The following is a 22,547-nucleotide window of genomic DNA, read 5'->3' as shown; positions in this document are numbered from 1 at the left end:
AATAATTATTGGCTTAAAAACGCTTGCAAACCGTTATAATTCAGCAATAATAAACGCTTTATAAAGGCACTGCTTTTTTAGCAGCGCCAGCATTGTTCTGTTTCTTTCAAGCCTTTATTTAACTTTTATAATTTTTAACCATTTCTTTGTGATTGGTATTTTTTCGGCTCCCTTTTGATTTGATAATTTTGGAAAACACTATGCTGTTTTTAGCTCCTCCCGCCTCTTATCTACGACTTTGTATTTTGAGCGCACTCGGTTTATGCGCTATGAGTGCTACCGCAGCGCCTACCAACCCAATTAGCGATGACTCGTTGCCACAGGTTGAGCTTGACGAGATCGTGGTCACTGCGACGCGTACACCGACTAAAACAAGCAATGTGGTTGCGCAGACACGGGTGATTGATAATGAGCAGTTGCAGCGCTATCAAGGTCAAACCGTCGTTGATGTGCTTAAGAGTCAATCTGGTATTAATATTTCTCAAAGCGGCGGGATGGGAACGATTAGTAATTTTTATATGCGCGGGTTTGATAGTAAGCAAGTTCTAGTAATCATCGACGGTGTCCGCTATAGCTCTATCTCGACCGGCACTCCTTCATTAAATCTACTGCCTATCGATCAAATCGATCGTATTGAGATCTTATATGGCGCTTCAGGTTCTAGTGTCTACGGCTCAGACGCTATGGGCGGTGTAATTCAAATCTTTACTAAAGGTAATAACGTAGAGCAGTCCAATATTTCTACTAGCGCAGGTTATGGCAGTAACAATCATTATCAAGTGGGTATAACCGGTCAGCTCAAAAACGATACTTCCTCATTGAGCTTGGGTGTCAGTCGCAATGAAACGGATGGTTTTAATGCGATTGCCAACTCAGATTCTTATGATTATAACAATGATGACGATGGCTTTGAGTCTACTAATGCAAGTCTAGTATTACAGCACCGATTTACTGATGCGTTAAGTGCAGGAGTCAGCGGTTTATACTCAGACTCTACAACTGAGTATGATTCAGGGGGAGATGCTTTCCCTGATACTCATTCAGATCAAAAAAACGGCAGCGCTAATGCTTTTATTGAGTATCAAACGCCATTAACTGCTACTAAACTGAGCTACGGTCAAAGTATCGACAAACTCACCTCTTATGATGCAAACTCCATTGACTATAATGAAGGAAGCGAGTTTAACAGCACACAAGAGCAGGCACGCTTAGAGACTAGCATCAACGCACAGCCCGGCACAGTTATCGTTGGCGCAGAATGGTTATCGCAAAAATTAGATGCCTCAGACGTCTTGGTTTATCCTCCTTACCCTGAAACCAATCCTCCCGTTCAGACTGCTTACAACCCTGATGACAGAACCGTCAAAAGCGCGTTTGTGGGTTACCAATTATCAGACACTTATTACGATCTGCAAGCCAACTACCGCGTAGATGATAATTCACAATACGGTAATGAAAGTACTTATAATATAGGCGCCGCTATTCGTCCACTAGATGGCATGCGTATTGGTGCAAGCTACTCTACTGGATTTCGCGCCCCAACCTTTAACGACTTATACTACCCTGGCTATAGCAACCCAGAGTTAAAGCCTGAAACCAGTAAAAATACTGAGGTATTTGTGGAGTACAATAAAGGCAATCAAGTCTCTCGTTTGACGGGATATCACACTGACGTTGAAGATTTAATTGGTGGCAACACCAATACTGCTGAAGCAAAAATCAAGGGGCTGAGCCTGACATCAGATTGGCAGGTTGATGATTTCATTTTTGGGTTAGGCTATGATTACCTAAAAGCAGAGAATGATACCTCAGGCAGTGTTAATAAAGGCAATAAGCTCGTCTACCGCCCCAAGAATAGTGGTTTAATCTATGTCGGTTATCAGCAGCCTAGCTTCGATTTACGTCTTGAAGCTAAGCACACTGATGATAGGTTTTCGGATGTCGCCAATCAAAATAAGTTAGATAGCTATACCTTAGTCAATCTAAGTAGTAGTGTTTATATTAATCCCAATCTGCGAGCTAATTTGCGTATAGATAATCTCACTGATGAAGACTATACCCTCGCCAGTCAATTCGGTAATGAATATGCCACCGATGGGACTAGTTATTTCACCTCACTAACCTATAACTGGTATTAAGCTTTTTTAGCACCGATTAAAACTTAGATTATCAATAATAAAGGCTATCACTGGATGGCCTTTTTTTGTATGAGTAAATACTCCAAACGCTTACTATTTATATCAAGCAAAAGGTGACAAGCTGCATCGCATCTATTACAATAACCCTCCCGAGAGGTGTTGCGCCATAATAGTGATTTACTGCATTAATATTCTATAGTTATGCAATCACAGGTTATGTTAGGCTCGGTTAACTGTCGAGAGTCCATCGTTTTGGTCGCTCACAGCGCAAATAACGGCACCTGCGTTTTTATTCTTTTTATCATTATCAACGATAGGAGCATATTATGGACGCAGTGTCTAACATTCCCTCTGCCCATACGATCGATCCCTCTTTTACTGACTATAAAGTCGCTGACATCAGCCTTGCTGATTATGGTCGCCGCGAGATCACCCTTGCTGAAGCTGAGATGCCAGCCCTAATGGGTCTGCGTCGCCGCTACGAAGCGGATCAGCCGCTAAAAGGCGCTAAAATCGCCGGCTGTATTCACATGACAATCCAGACTGCTGTACTTATCGAGACGCTAACCGCGCTTGGTGCCGAAGTACGCTGGACCTCTTGTAATATCTTCTCAACCCAAGACCATGCCGCCGCCGCTATTGCCGCAGCTGGTATCCCAGTGTTCGCTTGGAAAGGCGAGACTGAAGAGGAGTACGAATGGTGCTTGCGTCAGCAAATCCACGTTGGCGGCGAAGAATCAGGCCAGCTTTGGGATGCCAACTTAATCTTAGATGATGGCGGCGATTTGACCGCCCTTGTTCACAATGACTATCCGCAAATGCTCGATATTATCCATGGTATCTCTGAAGAGACCACCACGGGTGTGCACCGTTTGGTTGAGATGCTGAATAAAGGCGAGCTCAAAGTACCGGCCATCAACGTCAACGACGCGGTCACGAAATCTAAGAACGACAATAAATACGGCTGCCGCCATAGCTTAAACGATGCTATCAAACGCGCCACTGATATGTTCTTAGCTGGTCGTCGCGCTCTAGTCATCGGTTATGGTGATGTCGGTAAAGGCTCAGCACAAAGCTTACGTCAAGAAGGCATGATCGTACGAGTATCAGAAGTTGATCCTATCTGTGCCATGCAGGCTTGTATGGATGGCTATGAGGTATTATCACCTTATATCAATGGCGATAATACTGGTGGTAGCGACAGCATCAACACGCGTCTACTACAAGATACCGATCTAATTGTTACCACTACCGGTAACTATCATGTTTGTGACAAGCACATGCTAGCGGCATTGAAGCCTGGTGCGGTCGTCTGTAACATCGGTCACTTCGATACCGAAATCGATACTCAGTTCATGCGTGATAACTGGCGCTGGAGTGAGGTTAAGCCGCAAGTCCATCAAATCTTCCGCTCAGACGATGAGAATGATTATTTGATCTTGCTCGCTGAAGGCCGCTTGGTCAACTTAGGTAACGCAACCGGTCACCCATCGAGAGTAATGGACGGCTCATTTGCCAATCAGGTACTCGCGCAGATGTATTTATTCGATGAAAAATTCGCTGATCTGCCCGTTGATGAGCGTTTTGATAACTTATATGTCAAAGTATTGCCCAAAAAGCTTGACGAAGAAGTCGCAGCAGCGATGGTAGCGGGCTTCAACGGTACGCTGACTAAGCTGACCGAGAAACAAGCGCAGTACTTAGGTGTACCTGTCGAAGGGCCGTTTAAGCCTGAAGAATACAAATACTAAATCTGATAGTAATGACTAAGGAATGTGACTATGAGTAAGCCTGCTTTCTCCTTTGAGTTCTTCCCGGCCAAAACTGAGCAGGGACATGAGAAGCTGCTCACTACCTTTGATGAGCTCAATCAGTTGTCACCAACGTATTTTTCAGTGACCTATGGCGCTGGCGGCTCGACTCGTGATCGTACTTTGAGTATCGTACAGGCATTACTTGAGCGCAGTGATACGCCAGTGGCTCCGCACATCTCTTGTATCGGTGATGACAAGGCAGAGATTGCTGAGCTGCTAGATCTTTATAAAGCTTTAGGTATCAGCCGTCTGGTGGCGCTACGTGGCGACTTACCTTCAGGTCAAGTCGGTATGGGTGAGCTGCCGTTTGCTTTGGATTTAGTCAAGTTTATCCGCGAGCACTCGGCTGATCATTTTCATATCGAAGTCGCCGCATACCCTGAAATGCACCCGCAAGCCAAAAGCTTCTTATTCGATATTGACAACTTAGTCAATAAGTATAAAGCGGGCGCTGATACGGCGATTACGCAGTTCTTTTATAACGCGGATAGCTACTTGCACCTACGTGACGCGCTTGAGCAGCGCGGTATTGATACCGTAGCGCAGCCCTTAGTCGCCGGTATTATGCCGATTACCAACTCGAGCAATCTGATACGCTTTGCCGACAGCTGCGGCGCTGATATCCCGCGTTATGTGCGCCGCCAGCTAGCTGACTTCGGCGATGATCGCAAAGCCATTCGCGAGTTTGGTTTTGATGTTGTCTACCGTCTCTGTGAGCGCTTGATTGCCGAGGGCGTACCGGCGATGCATTTTTATAGTATGAACAAGGTTGAGCCAAATAAGCGCTTGGTTGAGGCTTTAGGTCTCGTCTCTGATGAGTTGGTTTCTAATGATTTGAGCTCTAAAACCTTGAGCTCTGAATCAGCTAGCGTATAAAGCTATAGATAAAGTCGCTCATTGCTATATTAGCTTAAGCAAGTATAATTACTGGTACTCTTGGAGTGCCAGTTTTTTTTGGTTGGTCTTTTTATCGTATTTTATCCTGATAGGAACTCTTTAGCGTGCGACGTTTTTTTTATGCCACTAATAACAATGAATATCCAAAGCTTAGCAGCATAGCCATAGGCCAAAGCCTTGAGCTGACTGCGGCCATCGCTCACCATTGGTGCCGCGTACTGCGAGCCAATATCGGCGATCAAGGTATACTGTTCGACGGTTTTGGCGGCGAATATCAAGTCGAGCTACAAACCATTAGCAAAAAACAAGCGACAGCTACCCTACTCGCTTATCATGATATCGATCGCGTAGCCCCCGTGACGACTAAGATCGGCTTAGTTATGAGCCGCGGAGAGCGTATGGATTATGCAATCCAAAAATCAACAGAGCTTGGGGTAACCGCGATTCAACTGCTCAGCAGCCAGCATGGCGAAGTCACCCTCAAGCCGGCGCAAGTCGAGAAAAAGCTTGCGCACTGGCAGCAAATTGCTATTGCCGCCTGTGAGCAATGTGGCTTGAATCGCGTGCCACTAATCTTAGCTCCTTTGCCCATTCAGCAGTGGTTAACGCAAAACGAGGCTGACAATAGTATGGATGCAGCAGATATGTCATCATCATCCTTGTCATCAGCAGTCAGCGCCAACCTCTCTACTCTAAGCCAAGATGAGTATTATCAGAAACTTAAGCGCCCCGTGGATTTGCGTTTGCAATTGAGCGTACCTGCCGCCGATCAGCCTTTGATGCCAGCTGCGCTCAAAGAAGTATTAGCGATACCAAATCCTTATCTGCAGCTCCTCATAGGCCCTGAGGGAGGATTAAGCGTCGAAGAATGCCAGCAAGCAGAGCAAGTCGGGTTTTTGCCTTGGCAAATCGGCGAGCGCGTACTGCGTACTGAAACTGCGCCCGTCGTCGCGCTGTCTACTTTATATGCTCTGTCACAATCAGCTTTGTCTCAGGCTTAGTCCGCTGAGCCTTAACGGTATAGACTAGCACTTTTAAACAAGGATAAGTCAAGCACTATAAAACAATAGTTCGTTCAGTCTACAGCAACATTTTTATAAACCTTTTCGTTTATAATGGTTGTTTGACACCACTAATTGGTACACAGCCTAATGTTTTTATTACGAGATTCGCCATGACGCCTTTTGAGCCTCTCTCAGTCATGTCCAAACAACATCTGCTCACTAACTATTATCAGCAGCGAGATCAGGCTGTCTTTATTTTGGACGCGGACAAGCGCTATGTATCGATGAATAGTGCCTATGAAAGACTCACCGGCTACCGTGAAAATCTGCTTATTGGCTATCCTTTTGGCACTTTTATCACTCAGTGCCTCACAAAACATAAGCCTGAGATTTTAAAAGACTTGGCTAGCCATCTAGCAAATCATAATAGCTACAAAAAAACCTTTACCTTACCCAATAAAGACCATCAAGTTTTAGATTACCTTATCGTTTTTCAACAGTCTACCATCGACAATAAGGTTTTTTATATTGGTACGCTACAAGACCCTACCTGCAACCAAGTCAAAGAGCCGCGATCAGAATACTTGCTAGGTGAAGATAAGACAGATAATCTTTATGTCAATAACAAGCCCTCAGCAAGTCTACCCGATCAAAAGCAGCTACTTGCCCAAGCTATTGCTGATAATCAATTCGTCGCATACTATCAGCCAAAATTCAATCTAGCGACCAAATCTATTGTGGGGTTTGAGGCTTTAGTTCGCTGGCAACATCCAACTCGCGGGGTTTTAAAACCCAAAGACTTTATCGCTGATATCATCAGTTATGGTCTCTCCTTTGCGCTATTTTCTCAGTTATCAGAGCAAGCCGCGCAGCTGTTAGTTCAATGGCAAGGCATGCAATGTACCCAGCATATTTGCATCAATGCTGATGCTACCGAATTTAGTCATCCTGACTTTAACAAAATCATTAGCCAGTTATTAGCTCGTTATCATATCGCTCCGTATCGTCTGCATATAGAGATGACTGAATCATCGCTGCTGCCTAGCAATGATAATATAAAGCAGCGCCTCACCGAGCTCAAAGCACTCAAGGTTTGTCTTGCGCTAGATGACTTTGGTACCGGCTACGCCTCTTTGAGTTATTTACAACAGTACCCTTTTGACTTCATCAAGATTGATAAAAGCTTTGTCTCTGAGCTTGACTCAAATCCAACTCAGCAAGCTATTGTGCAGGCGATATTAGACTTAGCGCTTGCTTTGGATATGCAAGCTGTCGCTGAGGGCATAGAAACGGAGCAACACTATGAGCAGCTGCGTAAGATGGGCTGCTTATATGGACAAGGATATTGGCTCGGCCGTCCGGTTGATGCACAAGCTGCCACTCAACTGCTTGAGAGCTCAAATCACTAGCTCAAGCTACAATATTTGAATAAACAAGGGGCTGTCCTAGATAACTAGCTCAAACCCTGTTTAACCCATTGTTTTAATTGTAGTAATTGCGACTTTGGGTCACTGTGATTAAAACGCCACTCACATTCCTTTAAATAGAGGTGAAAATGCTCTTTTGGGACCCCGTTAAACTTACGTAGATGCCGTTTAGCTTGGTTCCAGAAGTTCTCTATACCGTTAATATGATTCTTGTCATTAACAAAGGTTTTAGAGTGGTTGATACGATAATGAGTAAACTCACTGACATCTAATGCGTTATAGCTTTTAAATGAGTCAGTATAAACAATGCTATCAGGCTTCACTTTTTCTCTTATGATGGGGATCAAAGTATCTGCTTTAGCATTGGGTATAATACAAGCGTAGACCTTGCCATTACGCTTTAATAGGCCAAACACGGGCACTTTGCTACCAGCACCTCGCCCTCGCTTGCCTTTACGAGTGCCACCAAAGTATGACTCGTCTACTTCGATTTCGCCTTCAAATAGACCAGGGTCTTGGCTATTCTCGTAAATAAGCAGTCTTAGCCTATGAAAGTAATAACTGGCTGTCGTTTTATTAACACTAACTAAGCTTGCTGCTGTTCTGGCGGTAGAACCGGCAACAAATAACTCGATGAGTCTGTTTTGTTTATACCAACTTAGTTTACTCTTTCTCATAGTGCTATCCTAAATAATTTTACTTATCTAGGACAGCCCCATAAACAATTGACGCTAATGCTTATCCCGTAAAGGTTGCAAGGCAGGTTGATGACTTATCAGTATTAGCTCAAAACTTGTATAATTGCTTCTGAAAGCCTATCTTTTAGGGGTAAGCGTTGAAGGTTGAGTGATACTGTCACCGGCCTATTTTTCAGACCTCTATGGTTATCATTATAGTTATCCCTCTTTGATGGTTATCATGGCAATTTTAGATAGCTAATATCAGCACTTTTCATCGATAGTAAACGGCTATAGGTATAGACCGTCATTGGCTACATCCAAAAACAAAGGACAAAATAACATGCAATACAAAGCGCCCCTACGTGATATTCAATTCGTCATGCATGAGCTGCTTGATAGTGAAAGCCACTATAAGCGTCTTCCAAAGTTCCAGGAAGCAGATCGCGATTTGATGAACAGTTTGTTTGAGATGGCAGCAAGCTTTGCAGAAAACGAGCTATCGCCATTGAATCAAAGCGGTGACGCCGAAGGGTGCCATTTTGACAATGGAAAAGTAACCACTCCTAAAGGCTTTAAAGAAGCTTATAAACAGTACTGCGAGCTTGGCTTCCCGGCTTTATCTGCCGAAGAAGAGTTTGGTGGACAGAACCTACCATTCTCTTTATCAACTGTTATTAATGAGATGGTAGGTACAGCGAACTGGTCATTTTCTATGTATCCTGGACTGTCTCATGGCGCTATTCAGACCATCGAACACCATGGCACTGATGAGCAAAAAGACACCTACCTTGAAAAAATGGTCACCGGTGAATGGTCAGGTACGATGTGTCTGACCGAAGCACATGCAGGCTCTGATCTGGGTATCATTCGCACCAAAGCGCAGCCCAACGACGATGGTACTTACAGCATCACTGGGCAAAAGATCTTTATCTCGGCTGGCGAGCATGACTTAACGGATAATATTATTCATATCGTGTTAGCTCGTCTACCAGGCGCGCCTGCTGGCACTAAAGGCATCTCATTATTTATTGTTCCAAAAATCAATGTCAATGCAGATAGCAGCTTGGCTGAGCCAAACCAAGTCACTTGTGGATCTATTGAGCATAAGATGGGCATCAAAGCCTCTGCTACTTGTGTGATCAACTTTGATGGTGCAACTGGTTATCTGATTGGCCCTGAAAACCGCGGCTTACAGTGCATGTTTACTTTTATGAACGTGGCACGTATTGGTACTGCTGTTCAAGGCGTAACTGCTGCTGAGTATGCATTCCAAGGCTCACTTCCTTATGCAAAAGATCGCTTAGCGATGCGCTCGCTATCAGGAGCCAAAGCGCCAGAAAAAGCGGCAGATCCTATCATTGTTCATCCCGCAGTACGCAATATGCTCTTGACCGAAAAGGCATTTGCAGAAGGCGGACGTGCTTTGATTTATTATCTCTCACACTTTGCCGACACCGTAGCTAAAGGCGAAGGTGAAGATCGTGAATTTGCTGATCAGATGTTGTCGTTACTGACACCGATTGCCAAAGCCTTCTTGACTGAGACAGGGCTTGAAGCGGCGAACCACGGTATTCAGGTCTATGGCGGTCATGGCTTTGTCAGTGAATGGGGGATGGAACAAAACGTTCGTGATACGCGTATTTCCTGCTTATACGAAGGTACAACCGAGATTCAGTCTATTGACCTATTGGGTCGTAAAGTACTGGGCTCGCAAGGCAAACTACTTGCCAACTTTGTCACTATCATTCAGCAGTTCTGTGATGAGAATAAAGACAATGATGACATGGCACAGTTTACAGCGCCGCTCATGCAGCATGTCAAACAATGGGGTGAGCTGACTACTGAAATTGGTAAGCAAGCTGCTGAAAATCCAGAAGCAGTTGGCGCTGCAGCGGTGGATTACTTATATTTCAGTGGCTATGTGACTGTCGCTTACCTATGGGCACGTATGGCATTAGTCGCGCAAACTGAGCTTGCCAACGGCAATAGTGAGCAAGCCTTCTATGATGCAAAAGTCAAAACAGCGCAGTTCTATTTTGCCAAATTGCTCCCTCGTACCGCTACTCATGCGCAGCGTATCGGCACGGGTGTTGCGCCATATATGAGTATGGATGTTGAGCAGTTTGCTTTTTAAGTTGCCATTGTAATGAGCGGTGAATTCGCTTGATCTTAATGAGTATTATCAGAGGCAACATACTTAAGTATGTTGCTTTTTTAGTATTATGAAGTCTTATGGCAGGCTGTAGTGATCAGTCCTTGCTGTCTATTAACTATACTTTAGTTGTCTCATACTCTTTTAAGTCAAATTTAAGAACCACAAAGCTATTGTGAAACTTTTGGTGCACCCAGTATTCACGAACAAACACACATGATAATGCGCTAATTTGCTAAACTTTAATGATTGCAATACTCTTAGTATGTTTGATAATCGATATGCTGACCTAGCTTGTCACATTTATCAGTACCTGATTTTAGCTGGACTCTAGGCCAGTTTCGCCACTGATACTTGCCCATTTTTCTACTACATTTGAATGAAAGGATTTTTTATGGCTGTTTATAATGCCCCTCTTAATGACATGCGCTTTATCTTAAACGATGTCTTTCGTGCCCATGAATTTTGGCAAAGTACTGATAAGCTTGCTCATGTTGACATGGATACTGTCGATATGATCTTAGAAGAGATGGCAAGGTTATCAAAAAATGTCTTATTACCAATCAACCGCAGCGGTGATGAAGAAGGCGCAACCTTTGAAGGTGATGGCGTAGTCACGACTCCTACTGGCTTCAAAGAAGCTTATAAGCAGTACGCTGAATCTGGTTGGGTGGGCTTGAGCGGTGATCCTGAGTACGGTGGTCAAGGCTTTCCTAAAATGGTCACGATGCTGACCGAAGAGATGATCTTTACCACTAACCAATCTTTTGCCCTCTACCCTAACCTGACGGTTGGCGCAACCCTATGTATGAACGCGGCGGCTAGTGAAGAGCAAAAAGAGACATATCTTGAGAAAATGTACGCCGGCGAATGGTCAGGTACGATGTGCTTAACTGAGCCGCACGCTGGTACTGATTTGGGTATTATCAAAACCAAAGCTGTGCCTAACGATGATGGTAGTTATGACATCTCTGGTACTAAAATCTTTATCACTGGCGGCGAGCATGACCTCACTGATAATATCATTCATTTGGTATTGGCCAAAACGCCAAACGCGCCAGAAGGTTCAAAAGGTATTTCTTTATTTATCGTGCCTAAGTTCTTGGTCAATGAAGATGGCAGCTTAGGCGAGCGCAACACCTTAGCCGTTGGCTCTATTGAGCACAAAATGGGCATCAAAGCCTCAGCCACTTGTGTGATGAATTTTGACAATGCTAAAGGCTGGATGGTCGGCGCTGAAAACACGGGCCTATCGTCAATGTTTGTGATGATGAACTACGAGCGTGTCACTATGGGCTTACAAGGCCTTGGCGGTACTGAGCTGGCTTATCAAAACGCCGTTATCTATGCCAATGATCGTGGTCAAGGTCGTAGCGATACTCAATTGCAAAGCCCAGAAAAGCCTGCCGATGCGATTATCCATCATGCGGACGTGCGCCGTATGTTACTTAATGCCAAAGCCAACTCTGAGGCGTCACGCTGCTTTGCCATGTATGTGGCGCAGAATCTCGACAAAGAAAAGTTCAGTGATGATCCCGAAGTGGCTAAAGCGGCAGCAGCTCGCGTGGCTTTATTGACGCCTGTTGCTAAAGGTTTCTTAACCGATAAAGCGCTTGAAGCCACGATTGATTGCCAGCAAGTCTTCGGCGGTCACGGTTACGTGCGCGAATGGGGTATGGAGCAGATCGTTCGTGATACGCGTATCGCCCAGATTTATGAAGGCACTAACGGTATCCAAGCGCTTGATTTATTAGGCCGAAAAGTGGCGCGTAATAATGGCAAATATATCAATAACTTCTTAAGCGAGATTCGCGACTTTGTGAACAACATGCAAGCGGATCATCAAGTGAAGCAAGCGACACTAGCAGCGACTGACAAGATTGAAAACTTGACCACAACGGTACTTGCTAATATCGGTGAGCGCAAAAATGAGATCAACGGCTGTGCAGTAGACTTCATGCATGCCTTTGGTTATCTATGCTACTCGTATATGTTTGCGATGATGGTCGAAGCTGCTGACGGTAAAGAGGGTGAGTTTTATACCAATAAAGCCAAGCTTGCCGATTATTTCGTTGGCCGTATTTTGCCGCGCATCGATGCTCATGTACAGATGGTCGAGACTGGTAGCGATCCGATGATGGACTTTGATCTTGCATATTTTGAGACTGCTACTAACTCATAGGGCTACTTGCCAAATAATAGTTGCCTAATAGTTATTAAAAGCTATTTCATAAAAAAGGACAGTTCATTTCGAGCTGTCCTTTTTTTGTCCGTGTTTTTTGTCCATGTGACTTTGCTTTTTGAGCCTCGTAAATAACTACTAACAAAATAATCAACCTTAAACGTTAGGTTGCGATTAAAATATCGTGTGAGCTTGCCTAGATCAGCAGCTGACTGAATGCTTGTTCATCTTTATCGCTAAACGGCCTACTCTATAAAAACAACTAAGGGTACCATGTGTCTGAAATAAAACGTATTTTACAGCAGATTACTGCTTTAAGTGATGTGCCAGAACCTTCGGTGCTCAAACGCTTAATCGATGAGCTGCGAGTCACTGACAAAGAGCCTGCGCTTGCCAATCAGAAGATACAGGCACTTATTGATATCTTGCAACAACATCCAGAATACGGAGATGGGCTTGCCAGCTTTGTGTTAAAGCTAATTACCGAATATCGTCAAATTACTTTGTATACCGATACCGGTATCATGTCAGATCAGGGGTTTTTTAGTAGTTTACGACGACTGATAGGACATCGTTTTCTACCTTTGCTGCCGCAAGAGGACTCTGTTGTCGAGCTGGTCAGCTATCTGTTTGACAAAAGCACTGATGAGCGCTGGCTTGCTCATATCGACAAAGACAAATGGGATACGCTAGTTGCCCTCCTGCAGATTAAAGAGGAGCATTTACACTTAGTCGCTACTGCCAAAAACAGCATACTAAACGCTATTATTATCCTCTCCTACCGAGTCAGCGGTATAGGTCTACACCCTGAGCTTATGGAGTCCTATCCACAAATACTGAACTATTCCGCCTCTTTTGTCGCACAAAATCAAGAAGCGGTACTATTTGTCAATCAGTACCGTCAAGCGCATGAGCTTGACACTTTAACTGATATCACCCCTGAAAAGGCGGTGGATGCTGCACCGTTGTTGGTTATGTTAGAGCAATGTGAAGAGGTGGTAGCGACCGTTCGTAAGCGTATCTATAAGACGGGTATCTCTATTCGCTTAACCAATATGATGATGCGCCTTGAGCAAAGCCTGCAGCGTATTCGTATCTTAACAGAGCTGGTTTCAGATGTAGACCATAAGCGTGACGGCGCTATCATTGAGCTGATTCAATCACTCATCAGTACCGCCAGTCGTCGTTATAGTATCGGCTATCTGATCGATAATAATACTAAGCTGCTCTCCAAAAAAGTCACCGAAAATGCCAGCCGCGTTGGTGAGCACTATATTAGCACTGACAAAGCCGGCTATAAAAAGATGTTCAAAAAGGCCTCTATCGGTGGTTTCTTTATTGCCTTTATGGCGACTTTGAAGATATCTGCTTATCACTTAGCCCTTGCCCCTATGGGCCGCGCCTTCGTCAATAGCATGATATATGGCTTAGGGTTTGTCTTTATCCACGTCGTCCATGGTACGGTGGCGACCAAACAACCAGCGATGACGGCAGCGGCTATCGCATCGACTATCTCTGATGGCTCCGGTAAAAAATCCCATCAGTTAACTAAGCTCTCTGAGTTGGTCGTCGATATTTTGCGCACGCAGTTTATCGCTATCATGGGTAACATCATGCTCGCCATGCCAGTCGCCCTGCTTATCTCTTTTGCTTGGTGGCAATACAGCGGTGTGCCGATGATCGATCCTGATAAAGCCGCCAGCTTACTGCATGATCTCGACCCCTTTCGCTCGCTTGCCCTGCCTCATGCTGCCATTGCTGGGGTGTATTTGTTCTTATCGGGGCTTATCGCTGGCTACTATGATAACTTGGCGGTTTATAACCATATAGGCGCGCGTATTCAGCGCCATAAGCTGCTAAAGTTTATCTTACCAAAATCTTGGCTCATGCGTTTGGGCGGCTTTGTAGAAGCCAATCTCGGCGCGATTATGGGCAACTTTTTATTTGGTGTATTCTTAGGCAGTACCGCGACGATAGGCTATATCTTTGGTCTACCTATTGATATTCGCCACATTGCCTTTGCCTCAGCCAACCTAGCTCATGGCCTGTTTAATTTACCCGCTGCTGATATGAGCTGGGGCTTAATTGCCATCTCGATTTTGGGAGTGGCCTTAATCGGTATTGTCAATTTGATGGTGAGCTTTTCGCTAGCGCTGTTTGTGGCCTTACGCTCAAAAGAGGTGCGCTTCTTTGGATGGAGTCGTCTTATACGACTGGTCTTTGGACATGTAATCAGCCATCCTTCTGACTTCTTTTGGCCCCGTCCTCAGCCGATGAGTTACGCTCGTATCGATAGACAAGGGCACATGATATTTGAAGACAGCTCGGCACAAAAAGGTAACCAAGCCCTACCAAGCAACTATGTAATAAGACGTCTATCTGATGTCAAAATATCACCAGAAGTGGTGCAATCGGTCGCGCAAGAAAATACCGATATTCATTACAACAACCCCGCCTCTGCTACGCAGGCAGACGTTACAAGAGCTTCAGTACAAAATAATACGCAAAATACAGCGCAGCACACTGGTGCTAATAACTCCAAAAAAGTTATCGATTTAGATGATGGGCTAAGAGATGAAGAGCTAAATAGCGTGCCTTATGCCAATGATATCCAATATGAGCAAATGACGAAGGCTTTAGATTCTGAAAACTTAGAATCAGAGACATCAGGGCCCAAAACCGTAACATCAAAGTCGGCAGCTCAATCTGATGAAAAAGCCGTTGGTAATGCGAAGTCGCCCTTGCCGAAACCTAAAAAGCCTCCCAAACTACCCAATTAATTAAGGTAGTTTGGACGGTTTAGCTCTAGACTGAAGACGGCAAATGAAGGTTAGACTATCTCTTTATATAGACGCTGTATTAAGGCTTAGGACAATGAGCGCTTGAGCTAATGACTTCACCATCGCTAAGTCGGTAGGTCAGTAGACAGTTACCCCAAACGCAGCCACCATCGAGCGCGCGAGCATACGGTAAGTCCACATCTCCCTTTAGGGCTGCCCAATGACCGAATAATATCTTACGCGTCCGTGGCACCTGCCATTCAAACCAAGGCATAAAATCATCGGGCATGGCCTCCTCTAAGCTTGCGGTAAAACTAAATTCTAAGCTGCCATCTTGCTGGCATAACCGCATGCGCGTAAAGTAATTACTAATAGCGCGTAATCTGGTATAGCCACTAATATCATCATGCCAAACGTCGGCTTTTTTGCTATATAAATTTGGTAGTAGCTTATCAAGAGTCTTTTTACTGCCTTGCAGCTGCGCTTCTAATTCTCTAGCATAGCCTGCCGCCTCATCAATACTCCAGTGCGGCGGAATACCCGCGTGCACTAGCACCGTTTGCGCGTTGGGATAAGTTAAGATCGGCTGATGACGCAGCCACTCTAATAACTCGTCGCAGTCCTTTGCGGCAAAGATAGGCGCGGTTTTATCTTTTTCCTTAAGTTTTGCCGCACCGCGCCATACCGCGATTAGATTGATATCGTGATTACCAAGCACGGTCGCAGCAGCGCCTTGCTCGCACAGCACCTTTACGTGTCGCAAAGTGTTTAGCGAATCCTCTCCGCGTGCTACTAAGTCTCCTGCAAACCATAACTTGTCTTGTTTTGGATCAAAATCTAAAGTCTTTAGTAATTGCTGAAAGGCTGCATAGCAACCTTGTAGGTCGCCTATGACATACTGATGACGAAAACTCATAAAACCTCAAGAGTTGATTATTATTGCTAAAACGAAAAGCTTAATTTTTCAAAGTAAGTCTTAAAGAGCTAAAAAACGCTAATACCCTACTTTGTTTTTATTACTCTGTAACCATTAAAGTGCCCGAGCGATTACTCAGGGTGACAAAGTCGCTAACACTTAAAGTCTCAGGCCGCGCTTGCGGATCTATAGCGCAAGCAGCAAAGTCATTTTCGTTTAGTGTGGGCAGTAAGGCTGATTGCTTAAAAATAGCACGTAGCGTTTTGCGGCGATGGTTAAAGGTTTCGCGAACGACGATAGCGAAATGATCTTCATCTTCAGCGACTACAGGCTTGGTAGTATGAGGCGTCAGACGAAAAACCGCGCTTGTGACTTTCGGCGGCGGATTAAACGCACCGCGCGGTACTGTCAGCAGATAGTCGGTCTCGCAGTGATACTGCATAATCACTGACAGACGGCCATAAGTTTTGCTACCGACATCTGCGGTAATACGTTCAACGACTTCTTTTTGCAGCATAAAATGCATATCTTCAATGACATCAGCAAACTCAAGCAAATGAAACAAAATTGGGGTAGAGATATTATAAGGTAGGTTGCCAACCACTCGCAGCTTGCCTTTCTCTTCGCTATACAACTCGCGATAGTCAACATCCATGGCATTGGCTTTAATAATCGTAAAGTTAGGATGGCTATTGGCACCTATGCGAATGCGTAAGCTATCTGCTAAGTCGCGATCAAGCTCCACTACGCTCATAGCATTGACTTCCGCGAGCAGCGGCTCAGTCAAAGCGCCCATACCAGGACCAATCTCAATCAAATTATCATCGCGCTCCAGACGGATGCTATCGACGATTTGGCGAATAACGCTAGTATCATGCAAGAAGTTTTGACCAAAGCGTTTACGCGGTTGGTGTTTGGCAGTGCGCAAACTGGCCGAGAGAGTTTTAGCATCGAACGACGGTTTTGACATAAAGGTTCTTTATATAAAATGAATAGATATACAGGGTTTGTGCAACAAAGCTGTATAAGCCTAAGCGCTTAACGTAATCAGAATTATAACATAGCTCATAATTAAGCTGCATTGGCTCTAGCGTTTATAGTGTGTGGCAGCCCTCAAGCTATAACGCTTCATTGGCCATATCGTTTGCCATCAATAAAGCTTGATACAGACTGTTGTCGTTAGCGCCGCCTTGCCCTGCTAGGTCAAGCGCGGTGCCATGATCGACAGAGGTGCGAATATAAGGCAAGCCCAAGGTTAAATTAACAGTATCGCCAAAGCCATGCGACTTAAGTACTGGCAAACCTTGATCATGATACATAGCGATGACCGCATCGCAGTTGTTTAAATGTCTAGTGGTAAACAGCGTATCAGCTGGCATCGCCTCAGAGATATCGACACTTGCATTGATAAACTCCTGCAATACTGGATTAATAATATTGATCTCCTCAAGCCCCAAATGCCCGCCCTCGCCTGCATGGGGATTCAGACCGCAAACTAAGAGACGCGGATTATTCATACCGAATTTTGTGTGCATATCATCGAGGACGATTTGTATTGTTTGCCGCACATTATCTGGAGTAATAGCATCAGCTACATCTCTGAGCGCCAGATGAGTGGTCACTAGCGCCACTTTCATGGCTTGATTAGCCAGCATCATTACCACTTTGTCGCAGCCACTTTGCTGCATAAAAAACTCAGTATGACCGCTGAACATAGTGCCATCAGGCAGTTTGATATCGGCATCTATTAGCGCAGACTTTTGCAGTGGTCCGGTGACGATAGCAGCGATTTGTGCGCTAGTGGCAAGCTTGTGCGCTAGAGTGAGTTGCTGCGCGACCATCGCGGAATTATTGGTGTCAATACGACCTGCCACTACCGGAGCATGACAAGGTATATTGATTAAGGTAAAGCCGCTATCATTCAGCTTATTTTGCGCGCCTTCTGACGCTATAGTTTTTTCACTGTCATCTTTATTATTATCAAAATCGTCTTCTAATATTTGCCAATCGACCACTTGCCATTTAGGATCGTTTTTTATTGTGCCGGCTTTGAGCAATCTATCAGCGCGCGCGCTCATCGCCTCGTGGTCAGCCGTGACCCAAATGGGCCGATCGAAATCCTGCAGTTTACCAGCATCAGCAAGCATCAATACGACATCCATGCCTATGCCAGCAGGCTCTCCGGTAGTAATGAGTAAGGGCCGCTTAGCTAATAGATCTTGCATATCAAACCATCCTTTTATTTATAACACTTATATTTATAGCATTGATTTTATTATTTTTTTTATTACATCCTCTTAGTCTTTACCTAAATCACAAAAGCCAATGAAACAGTGAGTAGCGACTGAGCAAGATAAAGATACTTAACGATTATGGCTAAAAAAAGGGCATAATGTGTTAAACTTCGCTGTTAATTGTAGCATCAATACGCTGAGTTTTATTTTGCGTTTTAGAAGTCTCAGCACTCCTCACTTATCAATAATTGGCTTCAAACCTATAGTAGTTATTGCATCATTTTGTATTGTTTTTACTTTAATATTAGGCGCTCATGGCATATAACGACAAAACCGACGACTTACTCAATCAGCAGCCCCCGCACAATATCGATATCGAAAAGGCTTTGCTGGCCTCTTTGATGAGTATTGAAGAGGCGTACGACAAGATTGCCGATATTGTTACCAAGGACGATTTTTATGCTGGCCGTCATCAGCATATTTTCGCGGCTATTGCGCACTTGGCGGCAGTGAACGAGCCTTATGATACGGTGATGGTACATGATTGGTTAGAGGCGCAAAAGCTTCTTAAGAGCGCCGGCGGCGATAGCTATCTAGCGGATATTCTGAGCCAAAGCCCAGCGACTCTATTTAACCTGACCGCTTACGCCCAGCGGGTTCGCGAGCTGTCGACGCTACGCCAACTCATTACTGCTAGTAACGATATGCTCAGCCTCGCTTATAACCCCAAAGATCAGTCGGTCAGCGATATCTTAGACAGTGTTGAGGCGACTATCTTTAGTATTAACGAGCAGCATAATAAACGCGCCGAACAGCGCGGCCCTGTCGGTATCACCTCGGTACTGACCAATGTCATCGACCAAATACAAGAGCTCAAATCCAACCCTGATGGCATGATAGGCCTACAAACGCCTTTTACTGAGCTGAATAATAAAACCCAAGGCTTGCAAGCAGGTGATCTAGTTATTGTCGCGGCGCGCCCCTCTATGGGTAAAACGACTTTTGCGATGAATCTGGCGGAAGGTATCTTATTTAATGAGGAGTTACCCGTTGTGGTCTTCTCGATGGAGATGCCCGCTGAGTCTATCGTTATGCGTCTGCTGTCTTCTTGGGGCGCGATTAACCAGACACATTTGCGCTCAGGGCAGATGAATGAAGATGAATGGGCGAAGATGATGAACGCCATACAGCATCTACAATCCAAGCATCTGTATATCGATGACAGTACGGCGCTACCCCCATCCGAGCTGCGCTCACGCTGCCGCCGTATCGCCAAAAACCATGATGGTAAAATTGGCGCGGTTATCGTCGATTATCTGCAGCTGATGAAAGTTCCTAGCCTCGATGGCAACCGTGTGGGCGAGATCTCCGAGATCTCACGTAGTCTAAAGGCGCTTGCCCGTGAGCTTGAATGTCCAGTTATTGCGCTCTCGCAGCTCAACCGCAGTCTTGAGAATCGCCCTAATAAGCGCCCGATCATGTCTGATCTTCGTGAATCTGGTGCTATTGAGCAGGATGCGGATTTGATTATGTTTATCTATCGCGATGAGGTCTATAATGAAAACTCAGACCATAAAGGCGTCGGCGAAGTCATCATCGGTAAGCAGCGTAACGGCCCTATCGGTACGATACGCCTAGCTTTTGAGGGACAATTTACCCGCTTTACTAACTTAACCCCTGAATACTATCAAGGCGCGACTTTTGATGATGAGTAATGCTTGCTATTTACCTGTCCCGCGGCTTTGAACTCACTTAAAAACTTATATAATCAATTCACTTTACAACCGATACGATGCTACTAGGATGATTTTTCGTAGCCTCTGCAGTGCAAAGCGCACATTAAGCAAAGAAAAACTGGTACCAGTAGCACGATGATACTATCGTATCTATTTTATTTTCGATTGAATATAACCTAAAACCCGCCAAAATTTTGCTAAAAGAAATCTATTATGCGTACCGCTACCGTCACTATCGATCCTCTTGCCCTCACTCACAACTTGATGCAAGCCAAACGCTTAGCGCCTAAATCAAGGGTACTAGCGATGGTCAAGGCCAATGCCTATGGTCACGGCGTCGCTATGATATTACCAGCCTTGCAGCAAGCGGATGGTATTGGGGTCGCAAGCTTTACCGAGGCGCTTGAGGCGCGGCAGTTGGGCTGGGATAAAGGCATTGGTTTAGTCGAAGGGGTATTCAGCGCAGATGAATGGCAACAAGCTATCGACTATGATTGCAGCTGCGTGATTCATCATCAGCCGCAGCTTGATTGGGCGCTCGCGAATATCCCAAGCTCTGATAGTGCGACGCGAATAGTTTGGCTTAAATATAATACCGGTATGAACCGTTTGGGTTTTGATTATCAGCAGACAATTGAAGCGGCAAAGCAGCTACATCAAGCTGGTTATCAGCTTATTTTAACCACGCATTTTGCCAACGCTGATGATCGCAAACATCCGTTAAATGCGCTACAGATTCAGCGCTTTGATGAGATGCTAGCACTATTAAAAAAGACAGTTAGCGAAGATATCCAAGGTTCGCTATGTAATTCAGCAGGACTCGTGAACTTCCCTGAACACCACTATGATTGGGTACGCCCCGGTATCATGCTCTATGGTAGCTCGCCCGTCATTGATAAGTCAGCGTCCGAGTTAAATTTAAAACCGGCGATGGAATTTAGCGCTCAAATTATGGCGTTATCTACGGTCAATACAGGTGAGGCTATTGGTTATGGCAGTCGCTGGATTGCGGATAAGCCCACTAGAACGGCACTCGTCAGCATAGGTTATGGTGATGGCTATCCTCGCGTAGTAAATGACGAGACGCACGTTTGCGTACTGGTTAAAAGTAAAACAGAAGACTCAGAAAAAAGCGATCAAAGTGATCAAAGTGATCAAGGCTATACAAGCTATCTTTGCCCGGTGCGCGGACGCGTAGCGATGGATATGATCGTTGTCGATGTCAGCGCTCTGCCCGAAGCTTTACCACTAGATAGTAAGGTGGTCCTTTGGGGTAATGCGCCACATGTCGATGACGTCGCCGCCCAAGCAGGCACTATCGGTTATGAGCTTCTTTGCCGCTTAAGCGCAAGGCCTGCGCGTGTGCAAACCATATAATCTGTCTGATCTTTAAGCCTAGTCTATTATTCGAAATCTGCAAAAATTGGGCATTTACATTAAAGGTAATTACGCTATACTAAAAGTTTGTTATCTCCGCGGTCAGTGTGCTGAGGCACAACTACCAACACCGGCTGATAGCCCACCATTATAATTGACCGTGATCGACTGCTAGGACTGCTATGAGCTTGCGCCATTTTTTGACTTTATCTGATTTAAGCAAACAAGAACTAGAAACCTTAATCAAACGAGCCAGCGAGCTGCGTAAAATGCAACACGCAGGTGAGATTTATCAGCCTTTTGTGGGCCGGACGCTTGGCATGATATTTGAGAAGTCCTCTACCCGTACGCGTATTTCGTTTGAGACCGGTATGGGACAATTTGGCGGCAGTGCGATTTTTTTATCACCAAATGACACGCAGCTTGGTCGCGGCGAGCCTTTAGAGGACTCAGCCCGCGTCATCTCGAGCATGGTCGATATCATAATGATTCGCACCTTTGGTCACGAAAAAGTCGAAACCTTTGCTAAATACTCTAGTGTGCCGATTATCAACGCTTTGACGGACGACTTTCACCCCTGTCAGCTCCTCGCTGATATGCAAACCTTCTATGAGCATCGCGGCAGTATCGAGAACAAGACCGTCACTTGGGTCGGCGATGGTAATAATATGTGCGCCTCCTTTATGCAAGCGGCGAGTCAGTTCGGCTTTGAGCTACGCGTGGCCGCGCCTTATGGCTTTGAGCCTGATCCTAAGCTGATGGAGCGTTTCTCGCATTGCGTCAGCTTAGTCGAAGATGTGCAAGATGCGGCAAAAGACTCGCACCTTATCGTCACTGACGTCTGGGCCAGTATGGGTCAAGAGTCTGAGCAAAATACACGCGCGCGCCGCTTTGCACCCTATCAAGTGACGCCATCGCTATTAGATAAAGCTGATCCAGATGTTGTCTTTATGCACTGCTTGCCTGCGCACCGCGGCGAAGAAATCTCTCACGACATGCTTGATGATCCGCGCTCCGTGGTCTGGGACGAAGCCGAAAACCGCTTACATGCGCAAAAGGCCTTGATGGAGTTTTTGCTCAAGGATAAGATTAAACTATCGGTTTAACTGATGGATAATCGATTTGTTTAAAAGCACATATTTTTAAAACAGATAGCAAAAAAGGCAGATTACTTATAGTAGTCTGCCTTTTCTTAGTTTTAAGTTTTAAG

15 protein-coding genes are annotated in these 22,547 nt (G+C 45.1%); 11 read left to right on the top strand and 4 right to left on the bottom strand.

The window, feature by feature from the left end:
• The first annotated feature begins 269 nt into the window (after positions 1-269).
• The 5 genes from W234_RS0109445 (at position 270) to W234_RS14210 (ending at position 7,262) form a co-directional block, all read left to right on the top strand.
• Positions 270-2,138: a TonB-dependent receptor gene (locus W234_RS0109445; RefSeq protein ID WP_227501938.1), complete on the top strand. Its 1,869-nt coding sequence runs from the start codon at positions 270-272 to the stop codon at positions 2,136-2,138.
• A gap of 326 nt (positions 2,139-2,464) precedes the next feature.
• A complete protein-coding gene (gene ahcY / locus W234_RS0109440) occupies positions 2,465-3,889 on the top strand; it encodes an adenosylhomocysteinase (RefSeq protein WP_037059511.1) in 1,425 nt (474 codons plus the stop codon).
• Positions 3,890-3,919: 30 nt separating this feature from the next.
• On the top strand, positions 3,920-4,828 hold the full coding sequence (gene metF, locus W234_RS0109435; RefSeq protein WP_025646614.1) for a methylenetetrahydrofolate reductase [NAD(P)H]: 909 nt from the start codon (positions 3,920-3,922) through the stop codon (positions 4,826-4,828).
• Positions 4,829-4,953: 125 nt separating this feature from the next.
• Positions 4,954-5,850 (top strand): 16S rRNA (uracil(1498)-N(3))-methyltransferase, encoded by an 897-nt coding sequence (locus tag W234_RS0109430; RefSeq protein WP_025646613.1) that lies wholly within the window; start codon positions 4,954-4,956, stop codon positions 5,848-5,850.
• 173 nt (positions 5,851-6,023) lie between these two features.
• Positions 6,024-7,262, top strand: a complete 1,239-nt coding sequence (locus W234_RS14210; protein ID WP_025646612.1) for an EAL domain-containing protein — start codon at positions 6,024-6,026, stop codon at positions 7,260-7,262.
• Positions 7,263-7,306: 44 nt separating this feature from the next.
• Here the strand turns inward: W234_RS14210 and W234_RS0109420 are convergent, their stop codons facing one another.
• Complete coding sequence (locus tag W234_RS0109420; RefSeq protein ID WP_025646611.1) at positions 7,307-7,957, bottom strand: IS1595-like element ISPssp3 family transposase; 651 nt, start codon at positions 7,955-7,957, stop codon at positions 7,307-7,309.
• 343 nt (positions 7,958-8,300) lie between these two features.
• On the opposite strand from W234_RS0109420, the gene W234_RS0109415 reads away from it, so the two are divergent.
• From W234_RS0109415 to W234_RS0109405, 3 genes are all read left to right on the top strand, one after another.
• Complete coding sequence (locus W234_RS0109415) at positions 8,301-10,094, top strand: acyl-CoA dehydrogenase C-terminal domain-containing protein (protein WP_025646610.1); 1,794 nt, start codon at positions 8,301-8,303, stop codon at positions 10,092-10,094.
• 412 nt (positions 10,095-10,506) lie between these two features.
• The gene (locus W234_RS0109410; RefSeq protein ID WP_025646609.1) at positions 10,507-12,294 is read left to right on the top strand and encodes an acyl-CoA dehydrogenase C-terminal domain-containing protein; all 1,788 of its coding nucleotides are present in this window, start codon (positions 10,507-10,509) and stop codon (positions 12,292-12,294) included.
• Positions 12,295-12,569: 275 nt separating this feature from the next.
• Entirely contained in the window at positions 12,570-15,074 is a 2,505-nt protein-coding gene (locus W234_RS0109405; protein ID WP_025646608.1) for a site-specific recombinase, read from the top strand.
• Positions 15,075-15,153: 79 nt separating this feature from the next.
• On the opposite strand, the gene W234_RS0109400 is transcribed toward W234_RS0109405, so the two are convergent.
• The 3 genes from W234_RS0109400 to pdxA form a co-directional block, all read right to left on the bottom strand.
• Positions 15,154-15,990 carry a symmetrical bis(5'-nucleosyl)-tetraphosphatase gene (locus W234_RS0109400; protein ID WP_025646607.1) on the bottom strand — a complete coding sequence of 279 codons (837 nt, stop codon included), beginning with the start codon at positions 15,988-15,990 and terminating at the stop codon, positions 15,154-15,156.
• 100 nt (positions 15,991-16,090) lie between these two features.
• Complete coding sequence (gene rsmA / locus W234_RS0109395; protein ID WP_025646606.1) at positions 16,091-16,960, bottom strand: 16S rRNA (adenine(1518)-N(6)/adenine(1519)-N(6))-dimethyltransferase RsmA; 870 nt, start codon at positions 16,958-16,960, stop codon at positions 16,091-16,093.
• A gap of 148 nt (positions 16,961-17,108) precedes the next feature.
• Positions 17,109-18,215, bottom strand: a complete 1,107-nt coding sequence (gene pdxA / locus W234_RS0109390; protein ID WP_025646605.1) for a 4-hydroxythreonine-4-phosphate dehydrogenase PdxA — start codon at positions 18,213-18,215, stop codon at positions 17,109-17,111.
• Positions 18,216-18,538: 323 nt separating this feature from the next.
• Here pdxA and dnaB point away from each other — a divergent pair, with 323 nt between their 5' ends.
• The 3 genes from dnaB to argF all read left to right on the top strand — a co-directional run bounded on the left by dnaB (position 18,539) and on the right by argF (position 22,443).
• Positions 18,539-19,939 carry a replicative DNA helicase gene (gene dnaB, locus W234_RS0109385; RefSeq protein ID WP_025646604.1) on the top strand — a complete coding sequence of 467 codons (1,401 nt, stop codon included), beginning with the start codon at positions 18,539-18,541 and terminating at the stop codon, positions 19,937-19,939.
• Positions 19,940-20,173: 234 nt separating this feature from the next.
• Positions 20,174-21,337 (top strand): alanine racemase, encoded by a 1,164-nt coding sequence (gene alr, locus W234_RS0109380; RefSeq protein WP_025646603.1) that lies wholly within the window; start codon positions 20,174-20,176, stop codon positions 21,335-21,337.
• 182 nt (positions 21,338-21,519) lie between these two features.
• The gene (gene argF, locus W234_RS0109375) at positions 21,520-22,443 is read left to right on the top strand and encodes an ornithine carbamoyltransferase (protein ID WP_025646602.1); all 924 of its coding nucleotides are present in this window, start codon (positions 21,520-21,522) and stop codon (positions 22,441-22,443) included.
• Positions 22,444-22,547: the final 104 nt, after the last annotated feature.

The sequence above is a fragment of the Psychrobacter sp. TB15 genome (assembly GCF_000511655.1).
Classification (GTDB): domain Bacteria; phylum Pseudomonadota; class Gammaproteobacteria; order Pseudomonadales; family Moraxellaceae; genus Psychrobacter; species Psychrobacter submarinus.
The sequence above is the reverse complement of the archived record's forward strand: the minus strand, read 5'-3'. Positions and strand labels throughout refer to the sequence as shown.